Source organism: Fulvivirga sp., from assembly GCF_040218215.1.
Classification (GTDB): domain Bacteria; phylum Bacteroidota; class Bacteroidia; order Cytophagales; family Cyclobacteriaceae; genus Fulvivirga.
This window is the reverse complement of sequence record NZ_JAVJQL010000011.1, coordinates 221,905-246,595: the sequence shown is the minus strand read 5'-3', so window position 1 is coordinate 246,595 and position 24,691 is coordinate 221,905. Positions and strand designations below refer to the sequence as shown.

Sequence of the window (24,691 nt, the reverse complement as noted above, 5' to 3'; positions counted from 1 at the left end):
AAATAAATAATGCGAAGCGACCTAACAGTATACCTGACTTATAAATACCTCCCTATGGTATTGGGTGCATTCTTAATTCTAGTTCCACTATTCGGATACCTTCATCCAGAAAATTCAACTTTCAATGGAGCGCCTGGACCTCCTGATATTTGGGCTACAGTAATCTTTTTATTGTTAGGCTTGATTCTAATATTAATTCCTTTCACATATAAAGAAAGGATAATAATTGTTGAGCTAAATAATCAATCTATTAAAATTGAAAAAGAAGGTCAATTAGTTGACCGCAGCTGGTTGGATGTAGAATATGTGCGTATGCTGCCGGTATTATTTCCTCCATTATATAAGCTCAAGTTTAAAAATGATGATGACTATTACTTATTTAATACATCAAGATGGGGAGCTCAGTTTCTATTTTTCTCTTGGGATTGGAGTGGCATGGGTAGTCTAATAAAAAGGAAGAAAAAAGAACTTGACCTATAAAGCCAATTTCATGAAAATTAGAGAAATTCTAAATTCTGTAAAGCACCGTCCTTGGGAGCTTCCTTCTGGTAAATATAAATTTTATCAGGAATGGAATAAGGCGGTTTTCCTTCATTGGCAAGTTGATTTTAACATACTTCGTGATTTGGTGCCTGAAGAATTGGAGATTGATTTATATGAAGGCAAGCCTTGGGTTTCGATCGTGGCGTTTACCATGGAAAATGTGAGGCCAAGAGTTTTACCTGCATTCCCGCCAGTTTCCAATTTTGATGAAATCAATATCCGCACCTATGTAAAAAGCCAGAATAAGGGCGGGGTTTATTTCCTTAGTATTGAAGCAGGGAAGAAAGCATCAACCTGGTTAGCAAAAACCATTTCAGAGCTACCGTATAGATTTTCGCACATCAAAAGAACTTCTAACACCCTTAACTCAAACAATCCTGATTACCATGATGAGCTTTCAATTGAGTACAATGTACTTGAAGATAAGCCTGACAAACCCCATCTCGATAAATTTCTAACGGAGAGGTATGCCCTTTTTCAGAATTCATCAACAGGTATCAATAAATATGAAATTCACCATTTAGAATGGCCAATAAACAATATTGAGATTAGGCAATTGAGTGTTAACTATTCTAGATTTAAAGGCCTGATCAATGGAAATCCAGAAATTGCTCATTATTCTAGTGGAGTGAAAGTGCTGGCTTGGGATAGAGAAAAGCTTAAAATAAAGAGGTAATATTTCTGTTACTTAATTAAGAAAACCTGTTATAGTTTTGATATAATAACTGATGATAAGAGAAAAGAAGAAATATAGTAGAAAAAAGAAACGATTAATATTCGCTTTTCCTATTCTCAGCATAATCTTGATTGGCGTTATTACCATTTTCTCATCTATGTATGAAAAAAGCTGGGTGTACAACTGGAGTGGAATAAGACCCGAGATAAAAGACAGCATCCAGATGGCAGAATATGGTGGAATCTCCAGTGGAATAGTTGGAATCTCTGGAATAAAGCCAAAACAGTATGATAGACGTCATTGGATTATGGAAAATACCACAACAGCAGAATTATTGAGACTAACAGAATACCCTGATGGCACCATAAAAACAATCGCTTATGAAGGACTGATTAGAAAAGCTGACTATAAGAACAAAACCGATTTGGTTTTTAAAGCGCTCCAAGATAAAGAGTATCAAATAGAGTATTATGCTGGATGTGAAGGTATGAGAATGAATGTAGGAGAGTATCTAATTGAATTTGTTTTATACATTGACAGCAACAGCCCTCCCCCAATTGATGGAAGAAATCCTTACAAAATTTCTGAAAAAGAGGTTGATGTTATCCTTACCGAATACAGAAGAACGGCTAGTTCTTGGAAGTAAAATATTAAAAGCAACTCTGGAAACAATTGATTAAAATGACTAAACCACTCGTAATATTATTTTCAATTATATACTCGCGCATTGGTTTAGCACAAAACATTCCCAATGAGCCTTTCTTTGGTCTTGATAAAAGTCAAGCTTCCAAAGCTCAGATGCTATCGCCAGATATTGTTTCAGATGTGGCTTGGGAGTCTAATGGGAGTTACTCTCCGGACGGAACAATGTTTTTATATTCTACTCATTTCATGTATTCTGGCTCAACAATCATTTGTATGATGCTAAAAAATGGTCAATGGACTGATCCAGAGATAGCATCGTTTTCAGGGCAGTATGCCGATATTGATCCAATATTTTCACCAGATGGTAAAAGAATCTATTTTACTTCAAGGCGCCCGATAAACCCTTATGGGCCCGATAATGAAGATACCAATTTGTGGTATGTTGACGTAAATGAAAATGGTTTTGGACAACCTGAGCAAGTAAGTGCTGCTATCAATTCAGACGAAAATCAGTTCTATAATTCTATCACAAATAAGGGCACAATTTACTTTCACTCACGAGCTTCTGACTCAAACAACATTTATAAAGCTATTCTTACAAATGGTATTTATGAAGTGGCCCTCTTAGACTCCACAATTAACACAGGGCATAGTGAAGCAGACCCTTTTATATCTCCCAATGAAGATTATCTGATATTTGCCTCCAATAGACCTGGAGGATATGGAAATCATGATCTTTATATTTCGTTTCATAATGACGGAAAATGGAGTGAGCCTATCAATCTTGGAGAAACAGTAAATTCTGAAGATAATGACTTTGCTCCATGCATGTCCTCCGGAATATTAACATTTACCAGCAATAGAATGATAGAAAACTGGAAAACATTTGAAAAGAAAAATTATGAGTCACTTCTAAGCAAATACAAGAGCGCAGATAATCAAACCGACAATATTTGGTATGTGAAATTTAATGCTGATAATTACAAACAGCATTAAACATCATTCACCCCATGCAATACAACCTAACCCAAGCTATCCATGTTTTAGAAAGAACACCTGCCGTTCTACGTACTTATTTGTATGACTTGCCTACCGAGTGGACCAGCCCCAATGAAGGGCCTGACACCTGGAGCCCGTTTGACATCATAGGCCACCTCATCCATGGTGAGCAGGAAGACTGGCTTAAAAGAACCAACTTAATTCTGAGTGATAATGAAGACAAAACCTTTGAGCCTTTTGACAGATTTGCCCAATTTGAACTTAGCAAAGGCAAAACCATAAATGAGCTTTTGGATAAGTTTGAAGCTTTGAGAATTGAGAACCTAAGGCAATTAAAAGAACTCAATCTATCTGAAGAGCAACTACAACTAAAAGGCAGGCACCCTGCACTGGGTGATGTCACGCTGAAGGAACTGCTTTCCTGCTGGGTAGTACATGATCTCGGTCATATCAGTCAAATCTCAAGGGTAATGGCCAAGCAGTACAAAGCCGAAGTTGGCCCATGGATTCAGTTCCTTGGGATACTGAGATAGCTGATTAGATATAAGAGCTTCACCAACATTTATAATCTTTCGATCTGTTAAAATTTGCTCATATTTGCACACCAGACATTACTAATATTGAAATCAATTAAATGAAAATCCTTTTTAAATCTCTGAACGCCTTTACACTAATTGCTTGGATGTTAGCTTTAATAGCCTGCTCAGACGATCCAGAATCAGAGCCAAGCTTAAGTCCTGATTTTAGCATCCGTTCATCCACGCTACTCGATGTTGAGGAAACATTTGACAACGGATGGATCAAATATGCCCGAAGGCTCTTTTTTGATGGTAGAACAAGGTCAGAATTTGAGTACTATGAAAATGGATACATCAAAACAGCTACCGTTTATAGCGACTATCCTGAATATCATAAATACATGGAGGTATCAAGAGATATTAACAATAAACCAATCGTTTCAACATACTACAATGCGGATGGGAGTATAGATGCACGTTTTGAATATATAGATGGATTACTTTCTATGAAAACTGTTAACGCTGATAATGGCACAACGATCACCTCGTTTAAAAATGGACAGATCAGCAAAAGCACCTTCACTTCATCAGATCAGACGTATGTTACTAGCGTGGTTTTCAATACTAACTCAAGAGAAATTACAACCACAAAGTCAGGAGAAATTATTCACAATGCCATATTACTCTTAGAAACATTGTTAGGCGAGGGCGCTGATAGCTTTACCAATCTATCTATGTCAAACCCATTCCCAGAACAAGAACAAAACTCTGCGAATATTTTAATGTCCTATTCTGAAAGCCTAGACTGGGAGGAAAGGATATATCCTACCCAATACATTCCTGAATATAAACTTTACAAAAGTTCTCAATACCTTTCTCAACCTTTCCAAACAAATGTTGCGGTTAGTACTGACGCTTATAGAGAAATAATAGAACAATTTCCTACAAGTGAAGACCAAGTATTAATTGCCGGCTCTCTGTTTGTTAAAGAACAGCAATCTCTGGTGATTTCATTTGAAACTAGGGAGACTGTTAAAAATCAAAAAAACGATGATATTGAGGCCTTTAAATCTAAGTTTGGCAATGAATACAACCATATTGCATATACCGGCAAGTATCTTTATACAATTGGTGTTCTTCGTAACCTTCCAAATGATCCTCAGTTGAGGTATCAACTTAAACAGATTGCTTATAATAAAGCACGACATTTAACGTCTGGCACATCTAATATATCGAAGGAAGAACAGGCATTGCTGGATCGGGTATTTTTTGAACTCAAGATATTCACCAGCGCTATGGACGACCTAAGAGGCAAAACCATTGAATCATTTGCGGACTATGAGCAGGTAGTACAAGAGCTGGAAGCTTCAGAGAGCAAGATCGTTCAAAGGGAATATCAAACTTTTGATCATTTGTAGATAAAAGACACATAATATCACTTAACCTTTGAATCAGCACCTTATCTCCTGTTTCTGATTTTACATAAAAAATAAACCCTTCAAATTATAATAAATCATATTACTTTCGTTTTATTCCTTGTCCACCTAACCTAACAAGTTGATTACAAGTAGCTTAAAACAGAGAAGTAGATTCTGCTGTATTCTATCGCTCATGCTCATTAGTGCCAGTGTTATGGCTCAGAGCATAAGTGGCACAATCACCAATGAAAAAAACGAACCTGTACCTTTTGTAAACATTTTTGTCCAGCAGCTCAACTCTGGCACCTCTACAGATGATCAGGGAAAATATTTCCTGCGTCTTGATCCAGGTATTTATGATATTGTTTTGTCATCTATCGGCTATGAATCCCAAATAGTAAAAGTCTCCATTGGTGATCAACCTACAATCAGGAACTACCAATTAGCATCAGCCACTCAAGAGCTGGAGCAGGTTATTATTAAAGCCTCAAGGCGCGACCCTGCTTACGAAATTATTCAAAAGGCCATTGAACACCGGGATGACTTCTTTACACAGATTACCAGTTTCAGGGCTAATGTCTATACCAAGGCAACCGAACTTATGGAGGTTGAACCTAAGGAGAAAAAGAGTAAAGTTGACGTTACTGTAGAGTTTAACAGCCCTGAAGGAATTGATGATCCATTTGACAAACCTACCACTGACGATAAGTTCAAGAATATCAATATGGTGGAGATTAAAAGTACTTTAAGCTATGAAGCTCCGGAAAAATATAAGGAAGAGAGAACCGGCTATAAGCTGTATGGAACAAAGGCTGGGCTTTATCTGCCTAACTTTAGCGAAACCGATTTCAACTTCTACCAAAATTTGGTAGAAATGAAAAACCTTGGCTCCTCTCCCATCATCTCACCGCTGAGCAGGACTTCCATTCTTACCTATAAATTTAAACTAGAAGAAACCACTAAGCAGAATGGCATTGCTGTTCATAAAATAAGGGTTACACCCAGAAAATCGAGCAACTCAACGTTTGAAGGCCATATTTATATTAATGACAGCATTTGGAATATCAACAAACTGGAGCTTACTATTGAAAAAGGCGGCCTAAAGCTTTATGATGAGTTAACCATTAAGCTGGATTATAATCAACTTGCAGACGGCACGTGGATTCCCTACAGATTGGAGTTTGATTATTTTACCAAAGAAGGAAGACGAAAAAGCTTTGAGGGGAATACCCTCATCTTCTATAAAGACTTTGAAAAGAATGTCCAGTTTCCACCAAAGTACTTTAACAATGAAGTAGCGGTAACCACAGCTGAAGCCTACAAAAGGGACTCTAGCTATTGGAACCTGGAAAGACCTGAGCCTTTAACTATTGATGAAAAGAAAGTAATCAGCTACAGAGACAGTATTGAGCTGGCGCTTAATGACAAAGATTATCTGGACTCTATTGAAGCGCGCTATAACAAAATAACACTTGGTGAAATAATTTACGATGGCGTGGGATGGCGTAACACCGAAAAAAAGCGTGACCTATATTTTGGTTCGCTACTCAGTACAATAGAATTTGAGGTTATAGGCGGTTGGCGATTAGGCCCACATACATCACTTTTTAAGCGCTGGGAAAGTGGAAGACTATTATATACATTCGGCCATGTAAATATCGGCCTCAAAAATGAAGACCTACAATGGGGCAATAGTACCTTTTTCAGGTACAATCCCTATTATCTGGGTGATGTGCGCTTATATTTTGGCAGATCATTTTATTCTGTCAATAGCTTTGATGCTTATCTAAATCAGCTTAGGATTTCGAACTATATTCTTCATGACCATGTAGGCTTTTGGACGAGAAGGGAGCTTTTTAATGGATTTTATGTGAGTGCCGAAGCAAAGTATAGCCAACGCCAGTCTGTTGAGGACTATGACCGGACTACCGTAATAAATCAAATCATTGATGAAAATGATCCCCTCTCATTTGAGGACTATGAAGCTTTGATAACAGAAATCCGAATATCATACACTCCCATGCAGAAATACATGCGAGAACCCAACAGGAAAATAGTGCTGGGCAGCAAGTTTCCTACTTTTAGTGTAGGCCATAAAAAAGGGTGGCCAGGGCCATTAAGTTCAGATATTGATTTTGATTTTCTTGATTTTTCTATTGATCAGGATATAATTCTCGCGGTTTTTGGCAACTCAAAGTACAAAGCTCAGGTAGGCAAGTTTGTGAACACTAAAAAACTGGAATTCATAGACTTGAAGCGGTTCAGGCAGTCTGATCCCTACCTTTATTCTGATCCTCTCAATTCTTTCCAGCTGTTGGATACGGCACTTAACGCCACAGACTATTATCTGGAGTTCCATCACATCCATCATTTCAATGGTGCTTTGATCAACAACATTCCATTGATTAAAAAACTACGCTTCAATGTAGTAGCGGGAGTTGGCGCTATGTGGATAAAACAAAGTGATTACCTGCACAGAGAAGTTTTTGCCGGAGTGGAGCGGGTATTTAAACTAGGAGCAAGAAGACGGTTAAGAATAGGCATTTATGGTGTAGCTGCCGACTCCAACAAAACGCCTTTTGACAAGGATTTTAAAATCTCTTTTGACATTATAGACACCTGGAAGAAAAATTGGTCTTATTAAAAGTGTATTTTTAGTACAAATATGCTTTAAACATACTTAGCAGGACTTGAGTGATGTTAGCATGAGAATCGATATTAATCTCATTTACTATGTTCAAATTGTTCAGATATATCTTGTCAGCTTTATTATTCACTACTATCCTCATAGCTTGTAAGGATGATCTTGAAGACGGTTCAAACAATAACAATCCAGATGAAGGTGAATTCTCTGTAGATATTGGTGATAGCGAAATTCCTTTTATAACGGTTGATACGCGTGGGGTCAGTATTGAAAATGAACCCAAAATAATTGCGGATATGACCATCTTTGAGAAAAAGGTAGCAACCAATGTAAGCACTATAGGCATAGAATACAGAGGCTCTACTTCTTTTCGGCTTTCAGATAAAAAATCATTTGGACTAGAATCGTGGGACGCAGAAGGCAATGATATAAAGGCATCTTATTTTGGATTGCCTGAAGAAGAGGATTGGATATTAATGGGGCATGTTGTGAATGAAACGGAGGGGTACATGTTTGATCAAACATTGATGTACCATTATCTAGGCTATGAAATATCACGCAATATTGGCAAGTATGCCAGTCGAACAAAATTTGTTGAACTTGAGCTAAATGGAGAATATCAAGGGGTCTATATTTTTATGGAAAAACTTAAAAGAGACGACAACCGCATTGACCTCTCAAAACTCGAACCTTCTGAGATAGATGAAGAAAATATTACAGGAGGGTACATCTTAAAAATTGATAAGACATCTGGCGGTGATTTGAACTTAAATCAACCATTAGAATATTATTACACTAATTGGGATGATGATGCCAGGTATTCTGAAAACCTTGGTTTTAGATCAAATTATGACATTAATGGTAATATCATTGACTTTCCTGCTTTTGGTGAACCCTATCATGAAAATCAATATTTAGAGACCTATTTCTTATATGAGTATCCCGCTGCTGATGAAATTGCAGATGAGCAAAAAGCATATATTCAGAATTATATTGATGAATTTGAAACAGCACTGCTCACTGATAATTTTGCCGCTGATGAGAGATCATATGCTGAGTATATTGATATAGGCAGTTTTGTAGATTATTTTATCATAAATGAGCTTTGTCGCAATGTGGATGCCTTTAGACTAAGCACGTATTTAACTAAAGATAAGGGTGAAAAACTCAATATGGGGCCGGTGTGGGATATGAATATAGGGTTTGATAATGGTGATCGGGTGCCCATAGACAATTGGGTGATCAACTATAACCAATATGTAGATAAGGATACCTGGATGATGCCATTCTGGTGGCCTCGATTACTGGAAGACGCGCAATTTAGAGCAGCAATAAAATCAAGATGGAACTCCTTAAGAACAAATGAGCTAAGCACTGCCAAATTACATTTGATGGTAAATGAGATCTCCAGCTATTTAATTAAACATGGCGCAATTGAAAGGAATTATAATCGATGGACCATAGGGGTACCCGTTGATTATCTGGGCAGTATAGAGAGCTTGAAGGATTTCCTTCAGACACGTGCAGAATGGATGGATTCAGAAATATCGAACTTTTAGAACTTATACTATTCATTATTAAGAATTATAAAACGAATACAGTATGGCCAAGGAAAATAATATTCTAGAAATCACTCCTGTATTACCAAGCTCTGATATTAAAAGAGATGTACAATGGCACAAGGAAAAGACAGGGTATGAATGGATTGGTGGCGATGATATGTATTGTGTCTTGAGAAGGGAGAACTCCTTTATTCATTTACAATGGCATGCTGATACGGCTGAGGATCCATTGTTAGGAGGAAGTGTTATTAAAATTTTTGTAAAAGACATTGAACCAATTTTTGAAGAACTTGTGGCAAAAGGTGGAGTTAATAACGATTTATTAAGAAGAAATACTGACTGGGGCACTCACGAATTTGGGATGTATGACCCAAACAATAATTCTATTTTCTTTGTGCAGGATGTCTAGTGATCAGGCCTTTTGAAACTCTACAAAAAAGGTAGCACCCTCACCCTCTACACTTTCGCACCATACTTTACCATTTAGAGCCTCAACATATTTCTTAACAATTGAAAGCCCTAGACCTGTAGAGTCTTCTCCTGCTGTTGGTCTGGCACTTAGCTTATGATACTTGCCAAAAAGCCTCTTCATATCGTTTTTATTTATTCCCTGCCCCTGATCAGCAAATCCAATTTTAACAAACTGTCCATTTTCCTGCATATCAACTGTGATTTTTTTACCTACAGGCGAATATTTTACAGCATTGGACATCAGATTTTCAAGTACTTCTGTAGCATAGCCCCTATCAACATTAACATTAGCCACGGATGATAAATTTTCGACTATTTCTATCTCCTTTTTTTCTGCCATTTCATAAAAACTAGTCACTACCTCTTTCAGTAAAACATTGATGTCAACCTCCTCAATAGTAACATTCAAAGTCTTGGCTTCAATGGCACTGACATCCAATATTTTGGTCACCATTCTTTTGAGCCTGGCAGTTGATTGGTCTATTCTGGATATGTAGTCCTGCTGCTCCTTATCTTGTTTCTTCAAAGTCAGTTTAATGATATCGAGCATGCCACTAATCTGATTCAGCGGGCTTTTGAGATCATGAGCAACAATACTGATCAAGTCATTTTTTTCTTCATTTAACTGAACCAGCTCGGCATTTATATTTTCGATTTGTTCCTTTTGCCTTTGAATTTCTGCATACTGCACCTTCAGCTTATTGTTATCTCTTTGCTTAATTAAATAAGCAAAAATACCCAGAGCAATCACGGCCAGAGCTAGTAGTGTGGCATAAATAAGATACGTTTGTCTGATAGAACTTTTTTCTAGCTGTGCTTCTTTTAGTTGAAGGTCCGATTTCTGGAGTTCAATCTGAGAGTTCTTTAGCTCCAGTTCTTTTAATCTTTCCTTTTCCTGAAGCTCATTTTTTTGAAGCTCAATGTTTTGCAAATCTCTTTTCTGCTCAAGCAGAAGTATCTCCTGATTTTGCCTTTGACGATCTATTTTTTGTTGGGCAAGCATGAGGCTTTGCAACTGCCTTTCCTGATCAAGTTGTTCATTTTGTAGTTCTGCATTTTGCAGTTCCTTTTCTCTTAGTAAAAGTTCAACTTCCTGCTTTTCCCTTTCGGCATTTACCTTTTGATTACGAAGCTCTAGCGCTTGCACTTCATGATCTATAATATTGAGCTTCGATTCCTTTTCTGCCGATTCCACCACGAAAGCCTTGTACTTCTCCTGAGCTTGCTGCAGTTGTTCCCTGTAGAGTAAGCTATCTTTTACAATCGAATATTTCTCATAATTCGCTAATGCACTTCGATAATCGTTTTGCTTTTGGTTAATCTCTGAAAGCCTTTTGTAATTGGTGGCCAACATTCGCTTATTATCTGTGTTTTTCAATAGATCAATGGCCATTTGAGTATGCATTTCGGCATCGTTAAGCTGTCCGGCACTTACTTCTATTGTTGCCAGATAATTATGCATTACAGCAATCTCCACAGGTGTACCACTTTTCTCCTTTATCTTCAGCGCCTCATTAAACGTCCTTTTAGAGTCACGCAACTCTCCTTTTTGCTGATAGATAACCCCTATATTAATAAGGTTGGACACTATGTTGTTATCATTCAAGTCATTGCGGTTCATTTGCTTATTTAGATCAAGGGCTGCCTTATAATATGACAGAGATTGATCCAGGTTCTTAAGATCCTTATAGTGATAGCCGATGGTATTATAAGAAATGGCCATATTGGTAGAATCCTTAAGCGTTTGATTGATTTTGAGTATTTCAAAGTGGCATTGTAATGAATTTTGATAATCACTCAGTTGATAATAAATAGAAGCTACCTTTCTATAAGTGTTTATGATTTGATTCTGATTACCTTCTGATTTTTCAATTTCAAGTACTTTCTTATACTTTCTCAGCGCCTCTTGTTTTTGGTTTAGTGCCAAATAAACTTCGGCCATACTGTTAAGTAGCTTTATGTCATTTTTATCCAGTTCGCTTGATCTGACGGATAAAACCCTATTGTAATAGTCAAGTGCCTTTTCGGGTACATTCCACTCGTGAAACAAATCGCCTAACTTATAGTGAGCCCACTGCTGGCTTTCCAGATCATTATTCTTTTCAACCACATCAAGGGCCTGTAAGTAGTAATTGAGGCTACCTGAATAATCAATTTTAGATTTATATGCTTCACCAATTATAAAAAGGCTGTTCACCTTTCCTTCATAATGTTCAATACTATCAGAGAGATTTAGAGCCTGTCTGGCTATTTCTATGGCCTTGTCATAATTATAGGCTCGTAATTCTGTATGCGCCTGCTCTACCAGCGACTCTACTTTTTTACTATCAACAGAAACCGCTTGCCCATAGCTCTGCCCAAAGCCAAGCAACAGACAACTGGCAATGACTAAATGCCAATAACGTATAAGTTTCAATACTTGATTTATCAAAGCCGTTAAGACCGTTTCCTAAAATAAGGTAACTATAAAATATGATTATTTGAATAGTTCAGTCCGCATTATCAAGCCATAAATACCAGTAATACAATTGATTATGAAATAGATACTATACTCTTATATATTTGAGATCATAAATAGAAAAAAAACGGCCATCCGCTAGCTAGCGGATGGCCGTTGAATATTAAAAGTGGCTATTATTATAATAAACCATTTGTTTTTCGCACTGCATCGGCACTCTCGGCAAGATTAGCCTTCTCCGCAGCGTCAAGCTCGATTTCAACAATCTTCTCAACTCCATTTCGTCCGATGATTGCAGGTACACCAATACAGATATCGCTTAACCCATATTCACCATCCAGCATGCAAGAGCTAGGGAACATTTTCTTAGTGTCACAAGCAATAGCCTGAACCATTGCTGAAACTGCAGCACCTGGCGCATACCACGCAGAAGTACCCAACAACTTGGTAAGTGTGGCTCCTCCTACCTTGGTTTCTTCTTTTACATAACCAAGCTGATCAGCGTTCAAAAACTCAGAAACAGGAACACTATTCCTTGTAGCCAACCTTGTCAAAGGAATCATACCCGTATCGCTATGTCCGCCTATTACCATGCCATCAACATCAGAAGCTGGGCAATCCAAAGCTTCAGACAACCTGTATTTAAACCTTGCAGAGTCTAGAGCTCCACCCATTCCGATAATTCTGTTTTTTGGTAGACCAGTTGCCTTATGAGCAAGGTAAGTCATTGTATCCATTGGGTTTGATACAACAATAATGATCACATTTGGAGAGTGCTTGATCAAGTTCTCTGCTACAGATTTTACAATTCCTGCATTTGTAGAGATCAGCTCTTCTCTTGTCATTCCTGGTTTTCTTGGAATCCCTGACGTGATAACCGCAACATCACTATTAGCAGTTTTAGAATAATCGTTAGTTGTACCGGTAATTTTGGTATCAAAACCGTTTAAAGAAGCAGTTTGCATTAAATCCATGGCCTTACCTTCAGCAAAGCCTTCTTTAATATCAATTAATACCACTTCAGCGGCAAAGTCTTTAATGGCGATGTATTCAGCACAGCTAGCTCCTACGGCCCCTGCACCTACAACGGTAACTTTCATATGATGTGAGTTTATTATGTTTTTAAATGAACTAAATCGATTGAACAAAGTTATACAATCAACTATATAAGACTAAAATAAAGACCAATTAATCTTCTTTATAAACCTGTTTTAAGTTAAAGAAGCCTAAAGACGATTTGTAGGTTTTAAAAATACTGGCGTTGTAGTCGCTATACATGCCAGCAAGGGCTTCTACCATTTTGGTTTTAATCTTAGGGTTGTCATCAAAAATCGAAAAGATGTTCTCTTGTGGAATAACATAAAATTCGGCATTCTCAGAAGTAACGAAGGCATTCAATTGCCTTTTTCTGTTTTTAATCAGACAACTCTCGCCCAAAGAAGCTCCTGATTTCACTTTTGTTAAAATTTCAAAAGTATCATTGACATCTATATTCAAAGAAACCTCACCCTTCTTTAAAAGATACAATGCATGGCTGGGATCATTCCTAAAAAAAACAACCTCGTCCTGAACATATCTGCGCTCGTGCATATGAGGAATAAACTGATATAATTGCTTATAATTCAGATCGGAAAAAATTCTCATTTTGGTGAGAAACAAAAAGATATCCTGTTCCTTCAGTGTATATGTCTTTTTAAATGGATTGATCATTTGTTATTTCGAGGCTATACGCTTTTTTGGTGCCGGGAGTAATTTTAAACCTTTCGTCTATTCTATGACCTACTACCCAAACTATCTTATTTTCAGAAAGTAAAACCATCACGCGCTTTTTCAAGTTTAGAGGAATTTTCGCATCTATCATAAAATCGCTTAGCTTTTTTTTGCCCTTCATTCCCAAAGGTTGAAACCTGTCACCTTCCCTCCAATAACGTAACCTTAAGGGGAATTTGAGCAGGTCAAAATCAAGTTTAGCTACTTGAGGGTCAATTGAATATGATAGATCATCGCTAACCTTACCACCCACAATCACTCCATTCAAAGTGCCTTCTTCTTCCTCCCCAATTTCTACTAGCACATCCTCGTTTTGAAACTTAGGAGAAATTATGATATGTTCTCTATCTACATTCATAGAGTGTGTATGGGACTCAAATTGCTTACCTGAGGGCACATCTTCATTTAAAATATCCAGCGTGCTTTGCAGATGATCATGATTAAATCCATATTCCTTTAAAACACTTTCCAACACAACCCATTCCTGTTTTTGAAATTGCGCCTTCCTAATGAAAATATGATCACCTTCTAATTCAAAAGCTCCTTTAAATTCTAAAATCTGCTTTTCCAGTAAAGACTCAAGTGATTGCAAACGCTTAGCCGTTAATAAGAAGGATGACTCTAACGATGGATTAACTTCCTTTAAAAGCGGAACTACTTTTTTTCTAATAAAATTTCGCTTGTAGTCTATACTGCTGTTACTTACATCCTCACGCCATTTCATATTGTTTTGTTCAGCATAATCAACCACTTCTGCCTTAGTGAATTCAAGCATTGGCCTGACCAATTTATCTTTCTTAACCAGAATGCCCCGAAGTCCTGCTACGCCTGTTCCTTTTGTGAAATTAAATATTGAAGTCTCCAGGCTGTCATTAAGATGATGTGCCGTTAATAGATATTTAAAATTGTTCTCATCCATCAACTCATCAAACCAAGTGTAGCGTAATTCCCTAGCGGCCATCTGGGTAGAAATTGAGTTGTCAGTGGCATACTTTTTGGTATCGAAAGACTCAGTTAAGCAATTAAATCCTAAGTTTTCAGAAGTGTCTTTTACAAACTTTTCATCACCATCACTATCAGCACCACGAAGTTTAAAATTGCAATGTGCTACTGTGACATTAAATTCACCTTTCTTTAGCAAATCAAGCAAAACCATTGAGTCTACTCCGCCACTAACCGCCACCAGTAACTTGTCATTGGGCTTAAACAATTTATGTTTTTCAACAACGGCTAAAAACTCATTTAACATAGAGGAGCGTAACTTTTTATTTAGTTTTGCAACAGAATTACAAACATGATAAAATTAATCATAAAATATCCATTAGTCATTTTATTAACACTGGGTTTATGCTTTAGTGCTGACGCACAAAAAAAAGTAAAACTTAAGAAAGCTGATAAACTGGTTGGTGGTATTGATCAAACCGGAAAACGATTTGATCGCTTTGTGGGCAATGTGGTATTTGAGCAAAATGAGACCACTATATATTGTGACTCGGCTATCCTTTTCAAAAAAGAAAATATTGTTAATGCTTTTGGTAGGGTAAGAATTACAGAAGGTGATTCCATTACTATTACCGCCAAAAGGCTGAACTATAACGGTGATAATAAGAAGGCAGAACTACGTGAAAATGTGGTTTTTAAAAAATTAAAAAGTGTAACGCTTTATACCGATTTCCTTGATTATGACAGAAATCGGCAGCAAGCCAAATATTTTAATGGTGGCCGATTGGTAGACTCTACCAATGTACTTACAAGTGAAAAGGGGTACTATCAGGTTAATACAAACATGGCTTCTTTCAAAAAAAATGTAGTTGGTAAAAACCCAGATTATACTTTAAAGTCTGATACGCTTCAATATCATACAAAAACCAATATAGTTTACTTCAGGGACTATACAGAGCTTACTGATGTTGAAGGCAACCAGTTTTATTACGAGGAGGGTGAATACAATACCAATATTAGAAAATCCAATCTTGCCGAGGGTGAAGTTGAAACAGCATCTTATGTTCTGACGGGTAACAAGCTTTTCTTGGATGACCTTAAAAAGCTTTATAGCGCTACAGGAGATGTCGAAATGGTGAGTAAAGAGCAGGATGTTATTATCACGGGTGATTATAGCTTCTATCAAAAGGACAAAGGCATAGCCAAGGTCTATGGTAATGCACTTATGAAGAAAGTTATGGGGCTTGATACCCTATATTTAACTGCTGATACTTTAATGGCAATTGAGAGCAAAGACCCTAAAAAAGAACGTGTGTTGGCTTACAAAAATGTGCGCATATTTAAGTCGGATTTACAAGGGAAGTCAGATTCGCTTTCTTACCATACTGCAGACTCCACCCTGTTCTTTTATCAGGATCCGGTTTTATGGACTTCTGGAAATCAAATGACCGCAGATTCTATAAATGTTTTGATTAACAAAGGAACTATTGACCGCCTAAATATGAATCAAAACTCCTATGTAGTTTCTACTGACAGTATCGATAACTTCAACCAGGTAAAAGGAAGGAAGATGGAAGCAAGATTTAAAAATGGCAGTATCAATAAAGTAAATGTATATGGCAATGGTGAGAGCTTGTTTTTTGCACTTAATGATGAAGAGACTGCTCTCATGGGGATGAATAAGATTTTTTGCAGTGACATGGTCATCAACTTTAAAGCAAACAAAGCCGATAATGTCTCCTTTTATGTTAATCCCGATGCTTCATTTATTCCACCACATGAGCTGAAAGAACCAGATAAAAAACTTAGTGGTTTTGCCTGGCGAATTGAGGAAAAACCAACTTTGGAAGAAATGAAGCTACTTGATAGAACTGAAGTTGAAATTGACAATTCGCCTCCTGTAAATAAAAAACAGATTGATAAAAAGGAGCTTTTGAAACCAAAAGTCGAAAAAATCAATTAATTCAAAAAAAGGTTACCAAAATCATATAAATGAGTATTAAGTTTTAGGTTTTTTTATTAACTTACCTGTCAGTTTAAAAACTATTGTAAGCTTTTGATGATGACTTGAATATGAAAATGTTTTTTTCAGCGGTTTTGATCCTAATTTCAGGCTTGTTTTTACAGGCCCAGAATTTCGAGGTTGCTGAAACATCTGAAATCTTCAAAGGCAAAGTGGGCGAAAAAATAGTAGCCCAAATCCCAATCAAAAACCTATCAGACAGGCCCATCCAACTGGTAATTAAAAGGCTTGATAAAGTTATTGGCACAAGTCAAACCACCTATTTCTGTTGGGATGGTCAATGTCAGCCCAGTACTCAGGATATTTTGCCCATATCAAAGCGTTTGTCTGCCAGTGAAACTTCACTAAAACTTGAAAGTGTTTTGGAAGCCGGCTTAGTACCAGGCATTAGCTCAGTTAAATATTTGATATATAACAGGGACAACCCAGCGGAAGCTGTAGAATATGAGGTTAACTATACCATTGAAGAAAATGATGAAGGTAAAATTCTTTACTCATCTGCTGATGTGAAACTTAAAGACATCTACCCAAATCCAATTACAGAATACGCAATCATTGACTATGAATTGATTAATGAAAACACCAATGCCAAAATTGTTTTACATAATGTGCTTGGTAGTGTAGTTGGAGAATATGTATTGGCTCCATATGAAAGCAAACTCAAGATAAATGCAGACGAGTTTAATCCAGGTGTATATTTCTACACACTCTACATCGACAATGACGGTGTAATTACTCATAAGCTTATTATAAGAAAATAGGCCTCCTATGAAATAATTTCTATCCTTATGGTGTTTAACAGTAAGTCATCACTTGTTGATTATTAGTTATTACTGACCTATATTTGCAGGCTTATGTTGAAAAAGGGGTATTTCCACTATTTTTTTATTGCTATTTTCATTTTTTCACTTGCTTCTTGTAGCAAATTCAGAAAAATTGAAAAAAGTCAGGATTGGCAGGTCAAGTATGATGCTGCCATTAACTATTATGAGAATAAGGACTATTACCGTTCAAGCATTCTATTTGAGCAAATACTACCAATTGTAAGGGGTTTGCCTGAAGGCGAGAAAGTACAGCTTTACTATGCCTATGCCCATTACTATCAGGAGTTTTATCTATTGGCAGCACACCATTTCAAAGTGTTTTATGAAACTTACGGAAGAAGTGAATTTGCACAAGAGGCCAGATACATGCAGGCCTACTCTTTATATGCTAATTCACCAGCATACAACCTTGATCAGACTTCTAGCATAGAAGCGGTAATAGCGATGCAAAATTTCATGAATAAATATCCTAATAGCAAGTTCAGGGAAGACGCTGCAAAAGTTATAAATGATATTCAGGTTAAATTGGAAGAAAAGGCTTACGCCAATGCGAAACAGTATTACAAGCTTGAGTATTTCAAAGCTTCTATTGTAGCATTTGAAAGCTTTGCCAATGACTACCCTGATTCTGAGTATAATGAGGAAATTGCATTTTTAAAATTCATGGCTCAATTTAGATTGGCCGAGAAAAGCGTAAGTTCTAAACAACTGGAGCGTTATAGAGTTGCTAATCAATTCTATTTACAATTCCTTGATGACTATCCAAATAGTGAATATCTTAAGGAAGCAGATAAGCGCTATGGTAGCAGTTTAGAAAAAGTAAATCAACTAGCAAAAAAGTAAATAAATAATAATATGGCTATTCAAGCATCAATTGAAACAAGAGATATGGATAAGATTGCCGAAAAAACTGGCAATGTGTACGAATCTATTGTGGTTATCTCTAAAAGAGCTCGTCAAATAGCGGTAAACGTAAAAGAAGAGTTAAACTCTAAACTTGCAGAATTTGCCTCTACTGTTGACAATCTTGAAGAAATATTCGAAAACAGAGAGCAGATCGAAATCTCTAAATTCTATGAGAGACTTCCTAAGTCTACTAACGTAGCTATCGAAGAATTTGTAGAAGACAAAGTGACTTACAGACATAGAGACGCAGAAGAAAATAAATTAGAACTTTAATCAGTTATCACATGCTCCGCGGTAAGAAAATAATATTGGGAGTATGTGGAAGTATAGCGGCATATAAATCCGCGCTGATTGTTCGATTACTAATCAAAGAAGGTGCAGAGGTTCGTATAATTATGACGGACGCTGCACTTGACTTTATCACCCCACTTACCCTCTCCACACTTTCCAAAAATCCTGTTTATAATAAATTTAGTAACAGCGATACTGGAGAATGGTATAATCATGTTGATCTAGGTCTTTGGGCGGATCTTATTTTGATAGCACCCGCCAGCGCAAATACATTGGCTAAAATGGCTAATGGCTATTGTGACAACCTACTGCTTGCAACATACTTATCAGCAAAATGTCCTGTATTTGTAGCACCTGCTATGGACTTGGACATGTATGCTCATAAGAGCACTCAGCATAATCTTGAAAAACTCGTCTCCTACGGCAACACCATTTTAGATGTAGCCAGTGGTGAATTGGCCAGTGGCCTTGTAGGTGCTGGTAGAATGCAGGAGCCTGAGGCATTAGTAAATGCCTTGGAGAAACATTTTTCTAAAGGCAGGTTGGCAGGTAAAAAAGTCTTAATAACTGCTGGCCCCACTTATGAGGCTCTTGACCCGGTAAGATTTATCGGAAATCATTCAACAGGAAAAATGGGCTTTGCCATAGCAGAGGCTATGGCAAATGAAGGTGCTCAAGTTGAATTGGTTAGCGGCCCAACAGTGCAGCAAACAACTCATGCGAACATTCATTTAAATCGCGTAACGTCTGCTGAAGACATGTTTTTAAAATGCAAAGAATATTATCAGCAATCTGACATCACGGTTTTGTCTGCAGCGGTAGCAGATTATAGACCTAAAGTAAAGGCTGACCAGAAGATAAAAAAGTCAGGCAATGAAATGGCTTTAGAGCTTGTTAAGACATATGATATCGCATCTGAATTGGGTAAGCTAAAAAAGAAGGGCCAGCTCAATATAGGTTTTGCATTAGAAACTGAAAATGAGAAGGTAAATGCAAAGAAAAAAATTGAAGCCAAAAATTTCGATCTCATAGTACTCAACTCCCTAAATGATAATGGAGCAGGTTTTGGGCATGACACCAATAAAATCTCTATCATTGACAAACAAAATAATATCAAAGAATTCGAGTTAAAGAGTAAGCAAAAGGTTGCTGAAGACATTGTAAATTCTATAATTGATACCCTTGCGAAGTAATCTCTTATCCATATTTTGTGTTCTCATAGGTCTCAATGGATTTGGCCAGGAGTTCAATTGTAGAATTACTGTTAATGCAGATCAGGTTCAGTCATCAGATCGTGGAGTGTTTAAGGATATGGAGACTGCGTTTGCTCAGTTTGTAAACTCCAGACAATGGACTGATGATACTTATGAGAGTTTTGAAAAGATAAATGTCAATATCATTATTACCCTGCAAAATCCGAAGACCATTGGTGTTTATGAGGCCAATGTGCAAGTGCAGTCTGCCAGACCTATTTACAATTCCAATTATGAATCCATATTACTAAATTTTGCAGATAGAGATTGGCAATTTGATTATATAGAGTCTCAGCCCCTAGAGTTTAATGATAACAGCTACATCACTAACCTTACTTCGCTCCTCGCCTATTATTGCTATATAATTTTAGGTTTGGATTATGATTCTTTCAGTGAGTTGGGTGGAACAGAATATATTCAAAAAGCACAGAATGTTGTGAATAATGCCCAACAATCAAATAGGGCTGGATGGGATGCTCTCGGAAGCACAAGGAACCGGTACTGGTTAATGGAAAACTTGACTAATCAACAAATTCAACCTTTAAGAACAGGGTTTTACAAATATCACAGACTGGCGCTAGATAATTTTGAAAAGGATCCTGACAACAGTCGGAAATTGATTCTTGAAGTACTTCGGGAATTGAGAAAAGTGAAGACCTCTTTTCCAAACTCCATTCTGGTCATCTCCTTTCTTGATGCCAAAAAAGATGAGCTGATCAATATTTTCTCTGAAGGCAACATACAGGTAAGAAGAGAGGCCTATGACATTCTGGTAGCCGTTGATCCATCAAAGAGTGGTGATTATGAAAAGATCATAAAATAAGACACTATGGCTAAGCGTCTTGTCAGATATAATTCAACAAAAAGCATCTTGGACAACGCCTCAGAAATTACAGGCAAAAAAGTTAATATTGTATTCCGCAATGGGCAGGTATCTTTTGCATTGGCAACTTCAATTTCTAACAGTGAAATTGTTTATAAAAATATGCGAAATACAAGTCAGAAAGCGGCATTGGAAAATATTGCAGAAATAATAATAGACCTCAACGCATAGATGCTCAAACATCTTTCGATTAAAAATTATGCGCTAATTCAGGAGCTGAATATCTCTCCTTCTGATAACCTCAATATTATAACCGGGGAAACCGGAGCTGGTAAATCTATTATGCTCGGGGCTGTAGGTCTGTTGCTCGGTAATAGAGCAGATACAAAAGCCCTGCTGGATGAAGATGTTAAATGTGTGATTGAAGGACAGTTTGAGATCAGCAATTACAATCTTAAAAATGTATTTAGCAAAGAGGACCTTGACTATGAGACCAATACAATAATAAGAAGGGAGATTAGCCCATCAGGCAAGTCGCGCGCCTTTGTTAATGATACTCCTGTAACCCTTGATGTTCTTAAAAAGCTTGGAGTAAAGTTGATGGACGTGCACTCACAGCACGAAACATTACAACTAGGTAAAAACAGCTTTCAGCTAAAATTTGTTGATGTCTATGCAGGAACCTTGCAACTAAGGGCAGAATACAACAGGTCTTTTCAACTATACAAGCAGGCATTACAAAAACTTAAAGTTTTAGAAGAAGAGAATGCCAATGCAAAAAAAGAAGCGGAATACAATACTTTCTTACTTGATGAGCTGGTTAAAGCCAGTTTAAAAGAAGATGAGCAAGAGTCACTCGAAAATACTGTCAGGCTCATGGAGCATGCTGAAGAAATTAAGCTTAAGCTCAACCAGACCATAGAGATATTATCTCAGGGAGAATATGCAACAACTTCTGGACTACAGCAAGTTAGGGCATTATTCAACAATCTTTCCAAATATGGTGATGCTTACAAGAATCTTCATGAAAGGTTGGAAAGTGCACTAATTGAATTGAATGACATTGCCGGAGAGATAGAAAAGGAAGAAGAGAAAGTAAGCTTTAATCCTGAAGAAGCTGAAATAGCACAGGAAAGACTCAGCAACATTTATCAACTTCAGCAAAAACACAGTGTTTTAGATATCAAAGGCCTGCTGGAAATTCAAAATGAACTTCAGATCAAGGTTGAAAGAACCATGAACCTGGAAGATGAAATAGCCAATGCCCTCTCAGAAAAGGAAAGATTGCTTAAAGAAACTCAATCAATGGCAGAGCAATTAACCAAAAAACGTATTGCATGTTTTTCCAAACTTAGCACTCAACTTATAAACCTGCTTAAGGAAGTAGGTATTGGTGATGCGACCATCCAGATAGAGAGAAAAGAGATTGAGTTGGAAGCATCAGGTGCCGATGAGATAAGTATTTTATTTAGTGCCAATAAAGGTATCGCTCCCCAGGAATTAGCTAAAGTGGCTTCTGGTGGTGAGTTTTCAAGGGTAATGTTCTGCATTAAATATATTCTGGCTGAAAAAGTATCCCTCCCTACTGTAATATTCGATGAAATAGACACTGGCGTAAGTGGAGAAATAGCCATTAAAATGGGCGGTTTGATGAAGAAAATGGCTCAGAATCATCAAATAATTACCATTAGCCATTTACCACAAATTGCCGCAAAAGGCGACCAGCATTATTTTGTTTTCAAAGACAATTCAAATGCCAAAGCTGTTAGTAAAATAAGAGAATTACAGGGTGAAGATCGTGTAACAGAAATAGCTAAAATGATCGGGGGCGACCAGCCATCAAATATCGCCTTTGAAAATGCCAAAGAGCTCATGCAGTCTACTTAATTTTTTGTATTATACAGGTTGTTATGGATGGAATGCCCAAAATAATTGAAGGATTTACTCACACAGAATACTTAACTGTATTTAGTGCTATTATTTTTGGATATGTAGGCGCAGAGTACTTTCAAGGATGGGGCGCCATAATTAAAAACAGAAGGCGGGTAAAAGCCTACTGGCAACATACTCTTTGGACAATCTTTGCTTTTACACTGTTTATCCAAAACTGGTGGGGTATTTGGCCGAGGACAAGATTGATTAATGAGAGCATTTACTATTTCTTCTACTCTCTGGTACCGATATTCTTATTTTACATTATCAGCGTTATTCTTTTCCCCGATTTTAAAACCAACAAAGATAAGTACGATCTTCGGGAGTACTTTTATGAGAATACGAGATACCTTTTCGGACTCTTCTCACTGTATTTTGTTTTTACCATCATCAGCTCCTTCGTATATCCAGATATTGGTAATGTTTTAGTCCAAAACCTTATAAGAGCATTCGGAGTGCTATTAGCAGCAGGAGCTGCATATTTTCATAAGAACAAAGTAATTCATGCTATATTTCTGGTCATCGGATATATAGCTTTATTCATGTTCTTTATGGCACTACCAAGTTAGAGGATAATGCACAGGATTATTGGATTCATACTTGGCCCCTCGATATTTATCTTATTACAAGCCTTTGGTTTTAATGAACCTATTTACGATGTAATAGCCCTGGCCATCTGGATGATTGTATGGTGGATCACAGAAGCTGTCCCAATTCCCGTAGCTGCACTTTTACCAATTATAATTTTACCGCTAACAGGTGTTTTTACAGTTTCTCAAGCCACAGCTCCTTATGCAAGTCCAATTATATTTTTGTTTATGGGCGGCTTTCTTATTGCCTTGGGTCTGGAAAAGCATGGCCTTCATCTGAGATTGGCATTAAGTCTATTAAAGATAACCGGCTCTTCTGGCAATGGTATCATTCTTGGTTTTATGATTGCCTCGTCCCTGCTGAGTATGTGGATAAGCAACACAGCCACTGCCGTAATGATGCTGCCGATAGCAAGCTCGGTGGTTGGGCTTTTATCTTCAAAACAAGGACTAAATAAGAATTTTGCATTGGCTTTAATGCTGAGCATTGCCTATTCTGCAAACATCGGTGGCACCATGACTTTGATTGGTACTCCCCCCAATGTGGTAATGGCCGGTTATCTAAATCAACTCCTCAATTTTCAAATGGGCTTCGCAGAATGGCTTATGATAGGGATACCTACCGGGTTGTTGCTGCTTACCGTAACATATTATTTACTTACCAGGGTATTATTTGCCAATAACATTAAACATGTGGAAGGTTCCACAGAACTTATAAACTCTGAATTGAAGAAATTGGGGGAAATATCAAGAGAGGAGAAACTGGTAATTACAGTATTTTTAATTACGGCTTTTGGCTGGATCTTAAAACCACAGATTAATGAGCTTATTGGCAAACCACTACTTACAGATCATATTACAGCCATGATTGGAGGGGTTTTAATGTTTTCAATGCCTGTGAACCTGAAAGATCAAAACTTCTTAATGCGCTGGGATGATACTTCAAAGCTGCCATGGGGTATACTGCTGCTCTTTGGAGGTGGAATGGCACTGGCCAATGCACTGGCAGAGGTTGGAATTATTGAGATGATTGGAGAATTTGTATCTTCCATAACTCAGGTTCAGCCTCTTATTTTTATACTAGTCATCACGTTAATTGTTTTATTGATGACAGAGGTAATGAGTAATGTGGCACTAGTAACAATTCTAATTCCCGTTATTATTGGTGTTGCCAACGGCATTAATATAAACCCACTCCTATTGATAATACCTGCAACGTTATCATCCAGCTGTGCTTTTATGATGCCAATCTCAACACCCCCAAATGCTATTGTCTTCTCTAGCGGGCACATTAGTATGAAGGATATGATGAAGGCGGGTATATGGCTTAACCTTATCGCAGTTTTAGTAATTACTTTATTAAGCTATTGGATAGTTCCAATAATGATTTGACAACTCTGATG

23 protein-coding genes are annotated in these 24,691 nt (G+C 37.2%); 19 read left to right on the top strand and 4 right to left on the bottom strand.

Annotated elements, in window-relative coordinates:
• Positions 1-9: 9 nt before the first annotated feature.
• The 9 genes from RIB54_RS05755 to RIB54_RS05715 all read left to right on the top strand — a co-directional run bounded on the left by RIB54_RS05755 (position 10) and on the right by RIB54_RS05715 (position 9,414).
• Positions 10-480, top strand: a complete 471-nt coding sequence (locus RIB54_RS05755) for a hypothetical protein (RefSeq protein WP_350099677.1) — start codon at positions 10-12, stop codon at positions 478-480.
• A 10-nt stretch (positions 481-490) separates the two neighbouring features.
• Complete coding sequence (locus RIB54_RS05750; protein ID WP_350099676.1) at positions 491-1,219, top strand: YqjF family protein; 729 nt, start codon at positions 491-493, stop codon at positions 1,217-1,219.
• Between the two features lie 52 nt (positions 1,220-1,271).
• A complete protein-coding gene (locus tag RIB54_RS05745) occupies positions 1,272-1,865 on the top strand; it encodes a hypothetical protein (protein ID WP_350099675.1) in 594 nt (197 codons plus the stop codon).
• Positions 1,866-1,900: 35 nt separating this feature from the next.
• The gene (locus RIB54_RS05740) at positions 1,901-2,860 is read left to right on the top strand and encodes a TolB family protein (protein WP_350099674.1); all 960 of its coding nucleotides are present in this window, start codon (positions 1,901-1,903) and stop codon (positions 2,858-2,860) included.
• Positions 2,861-2,874: 14 nt separating this feature from the next.
• Complete coding sequence (locus RIB54_RS05735; RefSeq protein ID WP_350099673.1) at positions 2,875-3,396, top strand: DinB family protein; 522 nt, start codon at positions 2,875-2,877, stop codon at positions 3,394-3,396.
• A 101-nt stretch (positions 3,397-3,497) separates the two neighbouring features.
• The gene (locus RIB54_RS05730) at positions 3,498-4,799 is read left to right on the top strand and encodes a hypothetical protein (protein ID WP_350099672.1); all 1,302 of its coding nucleotides are present in this window, start codon (positions 3,498-3,500) and stop codon (positions 4,797-4,799) included.
• A 214-nt stretch (positions 4,800-5,013) separates the two neighbouring features.
• Positions 5,014-7,443: a DUF5686 and carboxypeptidase regulatory-like domain-containing protein gene (locus tag RIB54_RS05725; RefSeq protein ID WP_350099671.1), complete on the top strand. Its 2,430-nt coding sequence runs from the start codon at positions 5,014-5,016 to the stop codon at positions 7,441-7,443.
• Between the two features lie 89 nt (positions 7,444-7,532).
• On the top strand, positions 7,533-9,002 hold the full coding sequence (locus RIB54_RS05720; protein WP_350099670.1) for a CotH kinase family protein: 1,470 nt from the start codon (positions 7,533-7,535) through the stop codon (positions 9,000-9,002).
• 43 nt (positions 9,003-9,045) lie between these two features.
• The gene (locus RIB54_RS05715) at positions 9,046-9,414 is read left to right on the top strand and encodes a VOC family protein (protein ID WP_350099669.1); all 369 of its coding nucleotides are present in this window, start codon (positions 9,046-9,048) and stop codon (positions 9,412-9,414) included.
• A gap of 3 nt (positions 9,415-9,417) precedes the next feature.
• On the opposite strand, the gene RIB54_RS05710 is transcribed toward RIB54_RS05715, so the two are convergent.
• The 4 genes from RIB54_RS05710 to tilS all read right to left on the bottom strand — a co-directional run bounded on the left by RIB54_RS05710 (position 9,418) and on the right by tilS (position 14,953).
• Entirely contained in the window at positions 9,418-11,892 is a 2,475-nt protein-coding gene (locus RIB54_RS05710) for a tetratricopeptide repeat protein (RefSeq protein WP_350099668.1), read from the bottom strand.
• A gap of 221 nt (positions 11,893-12,113) precedes the next feature.
• Complete coding sequence (gene mdh, locus RIB54_RS05705; protein WP_350099667.1) at positions 12,114-13,034, bottom strand: malate dehydrogenase; 921 nt, start codon at positions 13,032-13,034, stop codon at positions 12,114-12,116.
• A gap of 88 nt (positions 13,035-13,122) precedes the next feature.
• Positions 13,123-13,578: a Crp/Fnr family transcriptional regulator gene (locus tag RIB54_RS05700; RefSeq protein ID WP_350099666.1), complete on the bottom strand. Its 456-nt coding sequence runs from the start codon at positions 13,576-13,578 to the stop codon at positions 13,123-13,125.
• Between the two features lie 49 nt (positions 13,579-13,627).
• Positions 13,628-14,953, bottom strand: a complete 1,326-nt coding sequence (gene tilS, locus RIB54_RS05695; protein ID WP_350099665.1) for a tRNA lysidine(34) synthetase TilS — start codon at positions 14,951-14,953, stop codon at positions 13,628-13,630.
• Between the two features lie 45 nt (positions 14,954-14,998).
• Between tilS and RIB54_RS05690 the strand changes: the two genes are divergently transcribed.
• The 10 genes from RIB54_RS05690 (at position 14,999) to RIB54_RS05645 (ending at position 24,680) form a co-directional block, all read left to right on the top strand.
• Complete coding sequence (locus RIB54_RS05690; RefSeq protein ID WP_350099664.1) at positions 14,999-16,609, top strand: OstA-like protein; 1,611 nt, start codon at positions 14,999-15,001, stop codon at positions 16,607-16,609.
• 110 nt (positions 16,610-16,719) lie between these two features.
• The gene (locus RIB54_RS05685) at positions 16,720-17,430 is read left to right on the top strand and encodes a T9SS type A sorting domain-containing protein (protein WP_350099663.1); all 711 of its coding nucleotides are present in this window, start codon (positions 16,720-16,722) and stop codon (positions 17,428-17,430) included.
• A gap of 93 nt (positions 17,431-17,523) precedes the next feature.
• Positions 17,524-18,336, top strand: coding sequence for an outer membrane protein assembly factor BamD (locus RIB54_RS05680; RefSeq protein ID WP_350099662.1), 813 nt, complete (start codon positions 17,524-17,526; stop codon positions 18,334-18,336).
• 12 nt (positions 18,337-18,348) lie between these two features.
• Positions 18,349-18,672 carry a DNA-directed RNA polymerase subunit omega gene (locus RIB54_RS05675; RefSeq protein ID WP_350071563.1) on the top strand — a complete coding sequence of 108 codons (324 nt, stop codon included), beginning with the start codon at positions 18,349-18,351 and terminating at the stop codon, positions 18,670-18,672.
• Between the two features lie 11 nt (positions 18,673-18,683).
• The gene (gene coaBC / locus RIB54_RS05670) at positions 18,684-19,883 is read left to right on the top strand and encodes a bifunctional phosphopantothenoylcysteine decarboxylase/phosphopantothenate--cysteine ligase CoaBC (RefSeq protein ID WP_350099661.1); all 1,200 of its coding nucleotides are present in this window, start codon (positions 18,684-18,686) and stop codon (positions 19,881-19,883) included.
• Positions 19,873-20,766 carry a type IX secretion system protein PorD gene (gene porD / locus RIB54_RS05665; protein WP_350099660.1) on the top strand — a complete coding sequence of 298 codons (894 nt, stop codon included), beginning with the start codon at positions 19,873-19,875 and terminating at the stop codon, positions 20,764-20,766. Before coaBC ends, porD begins: the two co-directional genes overlap by 11 nt.
• Positions 20,767-20,772: 6 nt before the next feature.
• Positions 20,773-20,997: a hypothetical protein gene (locus RIB54_RS05660; RefSeq protein WP_350071554.1), complete on the top strand. Its 225-nt coding sequence runs from the start codon at positions 20,773-20,775 to the stop codon at positions 20,995-20,997.
• Positions 20,998-22,653, top strand: coding sequence for a DNA repair protein RecN (gene recN / locus RIB54_RS05655; RefSeq protein ID WP_350099659.1), 1,656 nt, complete (start codon positions 20,998-21,000; stop codon positions 22,651-22,653).
• 23 nt (positions 22,654-22,676) lie between these two features.
• Complete coding sequence (locus RIB54_RS05650; RefSeq protein WP_350099658.1) at positions 22,677-23,267, top strand: hypothetical protein; 591 nt, start codon at positions 22,677-22,679, stop codon at positions 23,265-23,267.
• A 6-nt stretch (positions 23,268-23,273) separates the two neighbouring features.
• Positions 23,274-24,680, top strand: coding sequence for an SLC13 family permease (locus RIB54_RS05645; protein ID WP_350099657.1), 1,407 nt, complete (start codon positions 23,274-23,276; stop codon positions 24,678-24,680).
• The last annotated feature ends 11 nt before the right edge of the window (positions 24,681-24,691 follow it).